This window comes from Serratia plymuthica (assembly GCF_018336935.1).
Classification (GTDB): domain Bacteria; phylum Pseudomonadota; class Gammaproteobacteria; order Enterobacterales; family Enterobacteriaceae; genus Serratia; species Serratia plymuthica_B.
On record NZ_CP068771.1, the window covers coordinates 4,475,452 to 4,488,236 of the forward strand.

A 12,785-nucleotide genomic window follows, 5' to 3' on the forward strand; every position below is an offset into this window, starting at 1 on the left:
GCCCGCCAAAATAATGTGATCGGGTTCAAAAGTAATGACTGATATTTTGGTAGGAACCGATGATATGCTCGATCAGCAGACGGGTTTTCAAGGGTAAATTGCGGGTATAAGGATAGACGGCGTAAACGCCCAATATCTTGCCGCAGTGGCCGGCCAGAATTTCCGTCAGCTTACCCTCCTGTAAATCCTCGTACACCATACAGCGCGGCACCATGGCGATGCCATGACCGCCGATGACCGCTTTGCGGATCGCGCGGGCGTTATTGGCGGACAGGTTGCCATTGACCTGCAGTTCATAGATCTCGCCGCTATCCGGCTGTTTCATCAGCCAGTTATCGGTGCCGCTTTCCTGGTAGGTATAAGTCAGGCAATTATGATTGAGTAACGCCGCGGCGGAATCTGGCTGCGAATGTTGCTCAAGATAACCTGGCGAGCAGACGATCACCCAGCGAGAGTCGAGGATCGGCCGGGCTATCAGACTGGAGTTCGGCAGAGTGCCGGTACGGATTGCCAGATCCACGCCTTCCTCGACCAAATCGACAAAGCGGTTTTCCAGCCGCATTTCCACCTTCAGGCCTGGATGCTGCGCACAGAACTCCGCCACGCTTTCGCTCAGCAACAGTTCGCCCGAAATGGTCGGCACCGACATACGGATGGTGCCGGTCAGCTCTTCACTTTTTTCACTGATGGCGTATAGCGCATCCTGCACTTTGGCGCTGATGTCCTTGGCCTGCAGGTAGAGTGCCTGGCCACTTTCCGTGAGCGTCAGACTCCGGGTGGTGCGGTACAGCAAGCGTGCACCGAGGGACTTTTCCAAACGCCCGATGCGTTTGCTGACCACCGAACCGGTCACGCCGGCGGTTTCGGCGGCTTTGCTGAATGAGCCGCAGTCAACAATCAGGGCAAAGAGCAGCAGGTCATTGGCGTATTCGTGTGTGGCTAGCATCAGCGTCCTGTATTGCAAAGGCCGGTTAAGCCCATCAGTGTAAATCCAGTTGGCCAGGAAGCAATCTTTTCGTCCGTTGGCACCAAGGTGGTAACTGGTAAGATCTGATTTTTTCTGACTTTTAAAACGGCATATATGAGATATTTCCTTTCGCATAATTCGAGTGTTTACTGGGTTATATTTTAATTCTTAATTTTAATGGGGGGAATTAATGGAATAATCTTACCTTTCTGACTGGAAGGTTCAACTAACGCTATGGATTAATGTAAATAATTGTATTGATCTATTTTTTTTAGATGGCTATTCTTTTCAGGCGTTTTCATTGTTATTAATATTTACTGTCGTAATTTCCAATTTTAGAGTTGCTCTGTTTTTAATGCAGAGCACGTGTTGTGATTTTAATTTTAATGTATATAAGGATATTGTAATGAAAAAGATCAATCTGTCTGAAGCAGGAAAAATTGTCGGTGGTACTTTTGCTTGCTCCCGGAATTTTGAGTGGGTGGGTTCTGGCAGCAGCAAAACCTGTAATCTGGTAACCGTCTGTGCTGATAAATTCGGTAATGTGAAAAAAACCTACCGTTCAGCCCCCGTCGGCAGCTGCACTCCATTGGCTGTGACCCCTAACTGAGATGGGCTAAACACCCGTTTTTAGGTTAACAGTTATCAAGCGGGGCGGTGCTGGTCGCCGCCCCGCCTTGAATTCGATGGAACTTCACTGTGCCTACACGTTCGTCGTTCCTCCCGATATTAACTCCCCGGTAATCATGTCCGCCTGACTGGCGAGAATGTTGGTCCGTTCGCAGGATGCGCTCATGTATAAACGCCTGTTATTACTTGTCAGTTATACACTTTTTATTATCGTTGCGGCTTGCTTTTGTACCTCGGCATATTTTTATCATTACGTCATTCCTCAACCCGAAGAGAAAACGCTGAGCTTTATCTCGCCTGAAAAAGTAATAGGTAGCCCGCTGAAAGACGACAATGTCATTGTCGAAATATTTTCTTATGGTTGTCATTATTGCGAGACGAATGAGGCGAATATTGCCGGGTTGGGAAAAGCGCTGCCCGCCGGTGCCAGGCTGATACAGTTGCATATCAATAATGAGGATCAAGCCGGTCTGGCGGCGTTTGCCCCCTTGTTTGCCACTCTGACGGTTATGGGGATTGAGGCGCAGCACCGTTCCGCCGCCTACCAGGCAATCATCGAAGAAAACAATAATCTGGCGGATAAAAACTACCTCAACCGCTGGCTGAAGGCCAATGGCATCGATCAGGCCGAATATGATAAAGCCCATGATTCAGAACAGGTAAAGGCGCTGCTGGCGTACCTGACCTCGGTGAGTCGCTATTACCAGGTTAACGCTACCCCCAGCTTTATTGTCAACAGGAAGTGGTTGGCGGTGCAGGATCGTGAGTTCCCGGCTTTTAACAAGCAACTGCTGTCCCTGTTGCAGCACGATAAGCCGCTGGAGCCCTGATGCGCCTGTTTTCGGTCCGGGTGTATCTGGCGTGGAAAAACGCTCTCGACGGTATGGCTCGCTATACCCTGGCCGTGACCGGGCTGGGCGACAGACTGTCGTGCTTCCTACTGCGACATATCGACTACCGCCTTTGGTTAGGCGTTCGGCGTCGGCTGCACTGCCGCCGGCTATTGCCGCGCGGTTTGCGCAACCGAGGCGCAGTGGCCGCAGCGAATCGCTACAGCTTGCTGGGAAGCCGCAATCCACAGGATTTTACGTGGTTGATGCAACGACGACGGTTACTGGATCTGGCCGCGGTGTATGCGCACAACGCCCAACTTTTGGGCCAGATCGCCCGGTGCTCAGCACAGCTCAATCGGGTGGTGGAGCCACTGCATCGGGCCGGCGACCCGGTGCTGCTGGCACCTATGCATACGGTTTCCGACGTGCTTGCCACGCTGGTCGGTGCAGGCGTCTATCCGGGACGGGCCACGGTGATTGTTTCGGGGGATGCGCAAGAGTATGTGCGGCAGGCACCGGCGCATCAATGGCAACAACACCTCGACTATTGCTCGATTCACGACGATCGGCGGCTGATTGCCGGCAAACTGGCGCAGGCCGTGCTGGAGGCTGCGGATCACGGGCGCAATATCATTCTGTTCCCGGATATCACGCCGGATTACACCCTGCACGGCAATAAGGATCCGTCGGCCAAACAGGCGTGCCCTTTGTTCGAACGTCCGGCGCAGTTGCACAGCGGCATTGTCCGTCTGTCGCGTGCGTTGCGGGCGCAGGTGGTGTTTTATTCGCTGTATTACGACCACGGGGTCCACATTCATATCGATGAACCGGTCTCTGCGGAAAATGTCAGTCACGCTTTGCCAGGGATAGTTGAACGCGCAATGGTTCGCCACGCGGACGACTGGTTGTTATGGCATTCACATTCATTGTTTTTTATTAATGAATAAGTCAGGGATGTAGAAAAAGCATGGGAAATATTATTCCAACGCCGGTCTTTCAAAGTGAAATCAACGAGTGCGGATTGGCCTGCATCGCTATGTTGGCGGAAACCCAAGGGATCAGCGCGCCACTGACGGAGCTGCGGGATCGTTATCCGGCTTCTCAGCACGGTACTTCGCTGGCGGCGCTGTGCGAAATTCTGTCGGAGCTGACCGTGCCCACCTATCCGGTCGCGTTTGAGCATCAGGATCTGGCGGCGTTGCCTTTGCCGGCGATCCTGCATTACGGTGCCGGTCACTATGTGCTGCTGGCTTATCGGCAGGGCGACTATGTGTGCGTAATGAATCCGGCGCTGGGTCAGCAACTTTTGCCGTTCGATGCTTTGAAAGCGGAAATCAGCGGATACGCGCTGGTGTTGGATCGCGATAACGCGCCGGTCGCCGCTACCCACGTCAAGCGGAGCGGGCGTTGGCACATTTTTTCCAGCCTGAGCATGAAAGATACCGCCGCTATCGCCGGCATTTACCGTCTGGCGGCAATGACGTTCTTTATCTCGCTGACGTTATTCATCATGCCGGTGATGGTTGGCAATGCGGTTAATCAGGTATTTTCCACTGCGGGAGAAACGGACTTCCCCTATTTCTATTATCTGCTGGCGTTCGTAGTTTCCACCGTTCTGGCGCTGGCGGCTCGGATGGTTATCGAGCGTTTCATCAAGAATTTCGTGCTGTTGCACAGTGCGGCCGGTTTCTCCCGTTTACTTGATAATTCATTGAATTTCTTTAATAAACGCGCTCCTGGCGAAATTTTTAGCCGTTTTGTCAGTTGGCAAATGGCCGCCGGGCAAAAGATAGAGCTGGATAACAGCCTGCGCACCGACTGGATTATCGGTGCGATTGCGCTGGTGGCGATGTGTTATCTGAACCCGATGTTGGCACTGGTTCCGGTGGCCGGCATGTTGCTAATGGGCATGGTCAGCATCTGGGCCGTTTATCGCGATCGTCACTATACCCAGCAGTTACAGGGGAAAGGCGCAGCGCAAAATGACTTTATTCTGGAGACCATCCAGGGGTTTTCAACCATCAAATCCGCCGGGCTTGCCGGCCAGCGGCGAGAAGGATTCGCCGCTCACGCCCTTTCACTGTTTACCTGTCTGCAGCGGCAAAAGGTCTATGAACAGGTGAAAGGCAGTATTTACCAACTGATCGGCAGCCTGGAGATGGTGCTTTTCATGCTGTTGGCACTGCCGCTGCTGAAAAGTGGTGCGCTTGGCCTGGGGGCGTTTTTTGCCTACAGCTTTATCCGTGAGATTTTCACTTCTTATACCAGCAAGATCTTTTTTTCCGTCCTGCACAAAAACCAACTGCATGTAATCGATGAGCGTGCGCGCGATCTGTTCCCCACGCCCCCCGCCGGCGCAGGACGCAGTACCTGCCAGTTAAAGGATTTTAACGCCCGGCTGCGCTACAGCTCGCTGACCTTCGCCTATGATGCCGGCCAGCCGGTTCTGCGCGATATGTCGTTGGCGTTGACGCGCGGGGAGTGTATCGCCATTACCGGCGGTTCCGGTGCCGGCAAGAGCACTTTGCTGAAAGTCATTTCCTGCTTGCTGACGCCGCAGCAGGGTCAGATGGAGTTGGATGGTCAGCCGATAGAGAGCAGTGCGGCGCAGGGATTGTTTTTCCTGCAAAGCCAGGAGGATATTTTATTCAACGCCTCGGTGCTGCAGAACATTACGTTGTTTGCGCCATCGGTCCCGGGCCAGTTGGTTCGAGTAGAGCAGGTGCTGCGCGTGCTGGGTTTGGCTGCGGCGGTAGCGAAGCTGCCGGGAGGCGTGAATGCACTGGTGCGCGAGAGCCATGCCGGTTTGTCGCTGGGGCAGAGGCAGCGTCTGCTGTTGGCGCGGGCGATGTACAGCAATAACCCGGTACTGGTACTGGACGAACCGACGGCGAATCTGGATGAAGAGACTGCCAGCCAGGTGGTGGCTGCCTTGCTGGCGCATTGTCGGGAGCATTGCAAGACGCTGATCACCGTGACCCATAATCGGCGGTTGCTCCCTTTGTTTGATCGGGTTTTGCACATGACTGAGGGGCGATTGGAAGCCGTGGCTTGTGCTGAGGCGGCGTTGAAGCATCATGCGGCGGTTGAGTAAGATGCCGCGGAAAAAAACGGTTGTGCGTCTGGTTATTGCGATAGCCATTTTGGTACCGATTGCCGGAATGTTGGCGCTGCTCAGCCGGCCGACTGCGGTCGAGCTGCCGGCTGCGGTACGCATCGATCGCGGCGACATAGAGAAAAACGTATTGGCCACCGGCATTTTGAAACCGGTTCAGCAGGTCAACGTCGGCGCACAGGTTAATGGGCAGTTGAAAAAACTGTATGTCAAACAAGGCGATCGCGTTGTTCAGGGGCAGTTGCTGGCTGAAATAGATCCGACCTTGCAGCATAACGAACTCCGTAAATCACAAGCTGAGCTGCAAAGCGCGCAGGCGCAGAAACTGGCGAGCGAGGCGCAACTGACGCAGTATCGGCTGGAATTGATACGCCAGACCGCGCTGCATCGCGATCGCGCCGGGGTGCCCAGCGATTTGGAGAAGGCCAGAGCGCAGCGGGATGCTCAACTGGCTCAACTCAAGGTGAATGAGGCGCAAATCATCCAGGCGGAAATGGCGCTGGAAACCGCCAAGGCCAACCTGGCCTTCACTCGCATCGTGGCACCGATTGACGGAGAAGTGCTGGGCATAGTGACTCAGGAAGGGCAAACCATCGTGTCTTCGCAGAGTGCGCCGACCATTTTGGTACTGGCCAACGTAGATACCATGATGGTGCATACGCGAATATCGGAAACCGACATCCTTAAGGTGCGTACCGGGCAGCCGCTGTGGTTCTACGTTGCGGCCGATCCCAAACGGCGCTTTGACAGTGCCATGGGGGTTATACAGCAGGCGCCGGCCGAAGCGCTGGAGGCGGATCCTCTGGGCAGAAATCTGAGCCAACAGGCGTCGGCAGTGTATTACAACGGCGTTTTTGCCATCGCCAATGGCGATCGTCGGCTACGCACCGCCATGACGGCGCAGGTGTTTATTATTACCGACCGTGCAACGGGCGTCGTGCGGGTGCCGATGGCGGCGCTTGGCGAACCGCAGGGAACCGATCGGTATTTGGTACAGGTACGGCAGGGAAAGCAGGTTCTGGCGCGTCGGGTGCTCATTGGTATTCACGATCGTCGTTACGCTGAAGTTGTGCAGGGCCTGAGCGAAGGGGAGTGGGTGCTGCTGGCGCCGCAGGCAGATGCGGGGGAGAACCATGACCACTAACGCAGCCGCAGTCATTGTTCTGGAGAATGTTTCCCGTGATTTTATTGCCGGCGAGCAAAGGATAAGGGTATTGAATCAGGTTTCGTTGCGTATCGATCGCGGCGAAATGGTGGCGATCGTCGGCGCCTCCGGTTCCGGAAAATCGACGCTGATGAATATTATCGGCTGCCTGGACCAGCCCACTCAGGGTTCGGTGCGTATCAACGATGTGGCGATTCAGCAGGCCGACGGCGATCGGTTGGCGCAGTTACGCAGTCGCCATATCGGCTTTATTTTCCAGCGTTACCATCTGGTGCCCTATCTGACGGCCAGCGAAAACGTGGCGATCCCTGCGCTGTATACCGCCATGCCGGCCGCCGAGCGTCGGCGGCGGGCGCGGCATCTGCTGGCCCGTCTGGGGCTGTTTGCGCGAACTGAACATCGCCCGGCCCAGATTTCCGGCGGGCAGCAGCAGCGAGTGAGCATTGCCCGAGCACTGATGAACGGCGCGGAGATCATCCTGGCGGATGAGCCCACCGGCGCTTTGGACAGCGTCAGCGGTCAGGAATTGATGGGTATCCTGCATGAGTTGCATGCCGCCGGACATACCATTGTCGTGGTGACGCACGATCGTCAGATTGCCGAACAGGCGCAACGGATCATTGAGATTGGTGACGGGGAGATCGTCGGCGATCATCGAAAGAGCGCGCGGCCGGTCTTGGCCGGTAAATCGCCACCGACTCTGCCTACACCGCTTGGCAGGGCGCATTTGGGGCCGGCATTGAGCGGGGCGATCCGTATGGCGTGGCGTTCCTTGCTGGGGCATCGGGTGCGGGCGCTACTGTCGATGCTGGGTATTATCATCGGTATCGCTGCGGTGGTTTCTTCGATCGCCATCGGTGAAGGGGCCAGGCGAAATATTCTTGATGAAATAAGCCGGCTTGGCACCAGTACCCTTGAAATTAGGCCGGGTCTCGGATGGGAGAAAACCCGGCCGGATTTCGAGCGTTCACTGAGCCTGCGGGACGTCACGCTGTTGTCGACATTACCTTACGTCGACAGCGTCTCTCCTGTTGCCAGCGCTCAGGTGTTGGCCGTTCGGGAGGGGAAGCAGGTACAGCTTCCCGTGATGGGCGTAGGCAGCGGTTATTTCCGTACGCAAGGTATCCGTCTGATTTCCGGCAGCATCTTTACTCCGCAGGATCTGGACGAGCGCGAGCCGGTGGCGATTATCGATACGCAGCTCAGGCAGGCACTGTTTTCCCCCCAACAGGATCCCGCAGGCGAGGTTGTTCAGTTAGCGGGTATCCCCCATCGGGTGATCGGCGTGGCTGAGCGCAAGGGGGCCAACTATGCCGGTGCCCAGCCGCTTGCCTGGCTGCCTTATACCTCCCTGAAAGGTCGTATTGCGGGCGATACGCCGCTGGAGTCGATCGTGCTGCGGGTGAGTGAAGGACTCTCCTTGACGAATGCTCAGCGCGACGTGACGCAACGTCTGATGTTGGAACATGGACGACGGGATTTCTTCACGCTTACCGACGATCAGATGACAAAGGCCATACAGAGTGCATCTGACTCCATGACCTGGCTGATTACCGCCATTGCCGGCATTTCACTGCTGGTAGGGGGGGTAGGCGTGATGAACATTATGCTGGTATCGGTTACCGAACGAACCCATGAAATAGGCATCAGACTGGCGGTCGGTGCCAGAGAAAAGGACATCCAGCGTCAGTTTCTGGTTGAAGCAGTGGTGATTTGCAGCTTGGGTGGCGCGTTGGGTATTGCCTGTTCTGCATTGGCCAGCCTGGCGCTCGCCTGGCTGGCACCCCAGATGGTCATGGTGTTCACCTGGCCGCCATTGCTGCTCGCCTGCGGTTTTTCAGCGTTGATTGGCGTTGGGTTTGGCCTCTTCCCCGCGCGTACCGCAGCGCGTTTGCAACCTGTAGAGGCGCTGGCGCGCGAATGAACAGATTTTTAATTTTGGCTCTGGTGATGCTGCTGAACGGCGGCTGTGGCCAGCGATCGCCGGGCGTGGGAGCACGGCAACAGATTGCGCTACCGCAACAATGGCGCGTTAACGACGAGAGTGCCGGCGCGGTGCGTGGAGATGCGACATGGTGGGATAATTTTAACGATCCCCAGTTGTCGGCGCTGATCGGCAGCGTACTGGCAAGCAATCAGGACCTGGCGCTGGCCGGATTGCAATTGCGCATGGCTCTGCTGGATGCCGGGCTGGTGAGCGGCAATCTGACTCCGGATCTGACGGCAAGCCTGAGCGGTAGCCACAGTAAGGCATTACGCAACGCCGTGCGGCAAGAGAGTTATCGGGGCACGTTGTCCCTGAGCTATGAACTGGATTTATGGGGCAAACTGGCGCGGGCTCGCGAACAGGCGGAATGGCAGGCCAATGCCTCTGAGCTGGATCGGCAAAACACGGCGCTGGTGCTGATCGGCTCCAGCGCCCGTTTGTATTGGCAGATAGCCAATCTAAACCGGCAAAGCAGCAATCAACAGGCTGCGTTAACGATCGCCCAAGACACCTTGCAACTGGTGAAGGCGCGTCATGCCGCGGGTGACATCGGGCAATTTGAGCTGTTGCAGGCCGGGCAAAGGGTGCTGGAGCGGGGAAATCAACTGAGCGATCTACGCCGGCAGCGGGAGGATGCGCGCAATTCGCTGGCACTGCTGTTTGGCCAATCGCCGTTGATGCGGCGTTGGGAGCGGCAGTCGCTGGCAATCGAAAGCGTGGCGATTGTTCAACGTCAGCCGGTGGCGGTGATTGCGCAGCGGCCCGACGTGCAGGCGGCAGAGCGCCGATTGCGAGCAGCGTTGGCGGGAGCGGAAGTGGCCAGGCTAAGTTTCTATCCGGCACTGAGTCTGTCTGCCGCTCTGGACGCCGGTAGCCAGGTATTCAGGCAATGGTTCGGCGATCCGACGGGGACGGTGGGCGGCGCGTTGACGTTGCCGTTTATCGAGTGGCGCAAGATGCGGCTGACCGGTGAAAAAGCGTTGCTACAGGCACAGCAGGCGGAGATTCAGTTTCGTGATGCTGCCTATCGCGCCCTGGCAGATGTGGATAACGCTATGGAGCAGCGTCTGGATGCGCAGCGGCAAATCGGCAATCAGCGAGAGCTGCTGGCGATGAGCCGGCAAGGGGTGCTTTTAGCGCAGCGCCAGTATCGGTCTGGTGCCGTGTCGCTGCAGACACTGCTGGATGCTCAGGACGCGCTGCTGTCCGGCGAAAATACGTTGTCGGAGCTGCAGTACCGTTATCTGAACGCCACCATGCAGCTTTGGTTGGCTTTGGGCGGCGTGGCATCCGGCGATGATAAAGAAAAAGGGGATCGGCATGGATAAGGAAATACATCCGAAGCGGGTGGTAGTCACCGGCTATGGTGCGGTGACTGCCCTGGGCATGAATGTGCAGCAAAACTGGCAGGCCATCATGGAATATCGTCTGGCGTATCGCTATCATGATAAGTCGGCGGCGGGAATACGCTCGCGCTTTTTTGCGCTGATGGACCAAGAGCCGCCTCTGGATGGGATCTCTCAGTCCACTCGCCGGCGGTTGCCGCGTTTTGCCCGGTTGGCGTTGGCAGCGGCGACGGAGGCGGTCGAAATGGCATTCTCCTCGGCCTCGGTTGGGCCGGCTCATTTTTACCCTTCGCTGGACTGCGGCGTTATTATCGGCAGCGGATGGGGTGGGCAGGACGAAATATTACTTAGCAATGCGGATTATTTGCGTTCCGGATTGGGGCAACTGTTCGGTGCCTTCCACTCGATGCCCAACATTGCGACGGCGATCTGCAGCCAGCGCTGGCTTTTGAGGGGATATCAGAATTCACCTGCGGCGGCTTGCGCTACCGGCAGTATCGCCATTGGCGACGCGTTTGAGGTTATTCGCAGCGGCCGGGCCTCAGTGATGCTGGCTGGCGCTGCGGAATCGCTGAGCGGTAATGGTGCACTCTGGAATATCGATGTGTTGCGCGTGTTGGCTCAGGAACAGCATGATGTCACCAAAGCCAGCTGTCCGTTCAGCCGTGATCGCAATGGCTTTGTACTGGCGGAGGGGGCGGCGGTACTGTGCCTGGAAGAGCGTGATGCCGCTCTGGCGCGTGGTGCGGCGATATTGGGCGAAATCAAAGGCTACGGTAATTGTTCGGATGCCTTTGATCTTACCGCACCGGCGGAAGATAAACAGGCGAGGGTGAAAAGCATATGCCAGGCACTGGATCAGGCGGGCCTGCGCAATCACGAGGTCGATTATATCAACGCGCATGGGACCTCAACGCTGCTCAATGATCTGAACGAAACGGAAGCGATTAAACTGGCTTTGGGTCAGGATGCCTACCAAACCCCGATTTCGAGCACCAAATCTTACACCGGCCATCTGATTGCAGCCTCCGGCAGCTTTGAGTCCATTATCTGCCTGTTGGCATTGCAGCAGCAGATAATGCCGGCTACCTGCCATTTGAATGAAGCAGATCCGGCCTGCGATCTCGACTATATCCCTGAAGGACACCGCCACGGGCGTTTGAGGAATGTCATGAACCTCAGCTTTGGCTTTGGCGGGGCGAACGCGGTACTGGTATTCGGCAAGCACGATATTGAGGACAAGGAGCTATGATGGAAAAGTATCAAATCCTGTATGAAAGGATTTGCACGATGCTGTATGAGGCCAGGGAGTTGAGGCTAACCTCTCTGTCTGCGGATGTGCCGCTCCAGCAGTTGGGCCTGGACAGTCTGGATTATGTGGAACTGATACTTTTGGCGAGACGAGAGTTCGGTATTTCGCTAAGTGCGGAAATGTTTCTCGAGCAGCCGGATATGACATTAGGGGAACTGTGCCATTATATGTCCATGCAATAGGCTATTGACATCAGGCTCTGGCGAATTATCTCAGGGCCTGATTGAATACCCTATGCGACGACTTGCCTCAATGCCATCTTTAGCACCTCATTGAAATAAATATAATAAATTCAGATAAATGGAAACTGTATTCTAATAAGTATGTGGTGATTCAGTTTTGATGTGGTTTGTGTTTAGGAATAACCTTAATTTCATTTGAATAATCATTTCCCACACGATTAAAATCGATTGATTAGAGTTTTTATATTTGTTTTTTTAGGTGTCCATGATCATTTCTATACGTTAAAAACGTTGGTTTTTTACTTTTTTTATATTGGTTTCCGTCTCGATTTCCTTCTGAGAATACTTCGTCGGTCGGCCTGGCGTTGGACTGTTCACAACAATTAAATCCGCTATACTCCGCGCAGGATGCAGGAACCTATCCGTAAACCGGGGTGCGCTCCGGGTATCCATTGTGGTGATGTAAAAGGAAAATGACAGCCACATTTTTCTGATCAAGTTATAGAGGTAGCATGTCCAATCGTAAACACCTGACGCCTTCCGAAGTGGAAAGAATGCTTGAGGTTACGCTGCAAGGGAAGAATCCAGAACGCGATTATTGTTTGATTTACATGTGTTTTATTCATGGTTGTCGCGCGAGCGAAATTGGTGGTTGGCGTTTGTCGGATATCGACCTGGAAGGGGGGAATATTTATGTTCACCGCTTGAAAAACGGTTTTTCCACCGTTCACCCATTATATTTGCGCGAAAGGCAATGCCTGCGGCGGTGGCTGGAAAAGCGTAAAGAGCACCGTGGGGCTGAGGGGGAATGGTTATTTCTTTCCAATCGAGGTGGTCGCCTGTCGCGGCAACGTATTTATTGGCTGATTCGTAATTACAGCAAGGCAGCCAGGCTGGAGGTAAATGCCCATCCGCATATGTTGCGTCACGGGTGCGGTTTTGCACTGGCAGACAGGGGGATAGATACCCGATTAATTCAGGATTATCTGGGGCACAAAAACATTCAAAACACCGTGATATATACGGCCAGCAACGCTCAGAGATTTAAGGAGATTTGGTAAGTAACGTTTAGGTTTATATGACTAAGGAGTCACTTTGAACTAAACTGAAACATACTGTAAATATGAGGTAATCCAAAGTCAATACTCGTATCAGCATTTTCTTAATGTATTGTTATTTTTATTTTAAATCAATGTGATGCAAGGCATTTCATCATATTCCTCACGTTACCCTCCCCTAGGCATCATC

11 protein-coding genes are annotated in these 12,785 nt (G+C 54.7%); 10 read left to right on the plus strand and 1 reads right to left on the minus strand.

Translation table 11 applies throughout. From position 1 onward, the window contains the following. Nucleotides 1–25: 25 nt before the first annotated feature. On the minus strand, nucleotides 26–946 hold the full coding sequence (locus JK621_RS20860) for a LysR family transcriptional regulator (protein ID WP_212557471.1): 921 nt from the start codon (nucleotides 944–946) through the stop codon (nucleotides 26–28). Between the two features lie 427 nt (nucleotides 947–1,373). Between JK621_RS20860 and JK621_RS20865 the strand changes: the two genes are divergently transcribed. The 10 genes from JK621_RS20865 to JK621_RS20910 all read left to right on the plus strand — a co-directional run bounded on the left by JK621_RS20865 (nucleotide 1,374) and on the right by JK621_RS20910 (nucleotide 12,598). Further along, a complete protein-coding gene (locus JK621_RS20865) occupies nucleotides 1,374–1,577 on the plus strand; it encodes a DUF4762 family protein (protein WP_212557472.1) in 204 nt (67 codons plus the stop codon). 184 nt (nucleotides 1,578–1,761) lie between these two features. After that, the gene (locus tag JK621_RS20870) at nucleotides 1,762–2,427 is read left to right on the plus strand and encodes a DsbA family protein (RefSeq protein WP_212557473.1); all 666 of its coding nucleotides are present in this window, start codon (nucleotides 1,762–1,764) and stop codon (nucleotides 2,425–2,427) included. Next, nucleotides 2,427–3,377 (plus strand): ABC transporter, encoded by a 951-nt coding sequence (locus JK621_RS20875; RefSeq protein WP_212557474.1) that lies wholly within the window; start codon nucleotides 2,427–2,429, stop codon nucleotides 3,375–3,377. Before JK621_RS20870 ends, JK621_RS20875 begins: the two co-directional genes overlap by 1 nt. Nucleotides 3,378–3,397: 20 nt before the next feature. Further along, on the plus strand, nucleotides 3,398–5,524 hold the full coding sequence (locus JK621_RS20880; RefSeq protein WP_212557475.1) for a peptidase domain-containing ABC transporter: 2,127 nt from the start codon (nucleotides 3,398–3,400) through the stop codon (nucleotides 5,522–5,524). Beyond that, entirely contained in the window at nucleotides 5,508–6,689 is a 1,182-nt protein-coding gene (locus tag JK621_RS20885; protein WP_212557476.1) for an efflux RND transporter periplasmic adaptor subunit, read from the plus strand. The genes JK621_RS20880 and JK621_RS20885 overlap by 17 nt, the downstream gene beginning before the upstream one ends. Continuing rightward, nucleotides 6,679–8,634 carry an ABC transporter permease gene (locus JK621_RS20890; RefSeq protein WP_212557477.1) on the plus strand — a complete coding sequence of 652 codons (1,956 nt, stop codon included), beginning with the start codon at nucleotides 6,679–6,681 and terminating at the stop codon, nucleotides 8,632–8,634. Before JK621_RS20885 ends, JK621_RS20890 begins: the two co-directional genes overlap by 11 nt. Then, nucleotides 8,631–10,025, plus strand: coding sequence for an efflux transporter outer membrane subunit (locus JK621_RS20895; protein WP_212557478.1), 1,395 nt, complete (start codon nucleotides 8,631–8,633; stop codon nucleotides 10,023–10,025). The genes JK621_RS20890 and JK621_RS20895 overlap by 4 nt, the downstream gene beginning before the upstream one ends. Then, complete coding sequence (locus JK621_RS20900; protein ID WP_212557479.1) at nucleotides 10,018–11,295, plus strand: beta-ketoacyl-[acyl-carrier-protein] synthase family protein; 1,278 nt, start codon at nucleotides 10,018–10,020, stop codon at nucleotides 11,293–11,295. Before JK621_RS20895 ends, JK621_RS20900 begins: the two co-directional genes overlap by 8 nt. After that, nucleotides 11,295–11,537, plus strand: a complete 243-nt coding sequence (locus tag JK621_RS20905) for an acyl carrier protein (RefSeq protein WP_212560260.1) — start codon at nucleotides 11,295–11,297, stop codon at nucleotides 11,535–11,537. Before JK621_RS20900 ends, JK621_RS20905 begins: the two co-directional genes overlap by 1 nt. A gap of 512 nt (nucleotides 11,538–12,049) precedes the next feature. Next, nucleotides 12,050–12,598 carry a tyrosine-type DNA invertase gene (locus JK621_RS20910; protein ID WP_212557480.1) on the plus strand — a complete coding sequence of 183 codons (549 nt, stop codon included), beginning with the start codon at nucleotides 12,050–12,052 and terminating at the stop codon, nucleotides 12,596–12,598. Nucleotides 12,599–12,785 lie beyond the last annotated feature (187 nt).

Excerpts from the sequence above, each read along its gene's own strand:
- JK621_RS20860 (WP_212557471.1), bottom strand. The coding sequence starts at position 946 with ATGCTAGCCACACACGAATACGCCAATGACCTGCTGCTCTTTGCCCTG.
- JK621_RS20865 (WP_212557472.1), top strand. The coding sequence starts at position 1,374 with ATGAAAAAGATCAATCTGTCTGAAGCAGGAAAAATTGTCGGTGGTACT.
- JK621_RS20870 (WP_212557473.1), top strand. The coding sequence starts at position 1,762 with ATGTATAAACGCCTGTTATTACTTGTCAGTTATACACTTTTTATTATC.
- JK621_RS20875 (WP_212557474.1), top strand. The coding sequence starts at position 2,427 with ATGCGCCTGTTTTCGGTCCGGGTGTATCTGGCGTGGAAAAACGCTCTC.
- JK621_RS20880 (WP_212557475.1), top strand. The coding sequence starts at position 3,398 with ATGGGAAATATTATTCCAACGCCGGTCTTTCAAAGTGAAATCAACGAG.
- JK621_RS20885 (WP_212557476.1), top strand. The coding sequence starts at position 5,508 with ATGCGGCGGTTGAGTAAGATGCCGCGGAAAAAAACGGTTGTGCGTCTG.
- JK621_RS20890 (WP_212557477.1), top strand. The coding sequence starts at position 6,679 with ATGACCACTAACGCAGCCGCAGTCATTGTTCTGGAGAATGTTTCCCGT.
- JK621_RS20895 (WP_212557478.1), top strand. The coding sequence starts at position 8,631 with ATGAACAGATTTTTAATTTTGGCTCTGGTGATGCTGCTGAACGGCGGC.
- JK621_RS20900 (WP_212557479.1), top strand. The coding sequence starts at position 10,018 with ATGGATAAGGAAATACATCCGAAGCGGGTGGTAGTCACCGGCTATGGT.
- JK621_RS20905 (WP_212560260.1), top strand. The coding sequence starts at position 11,295 with ATGGAAAAGTATCAAATCCTGTATGAAAGGATTTGCACGATGCTGTAT.
- JK621_RS20910 (WP_212557480.1), top strand. The coding sequence starts at position 12,050 with ATGTCCAATCGTAAACACCTGACGCCTTCCGAAGTGGAAAGAATGCTT.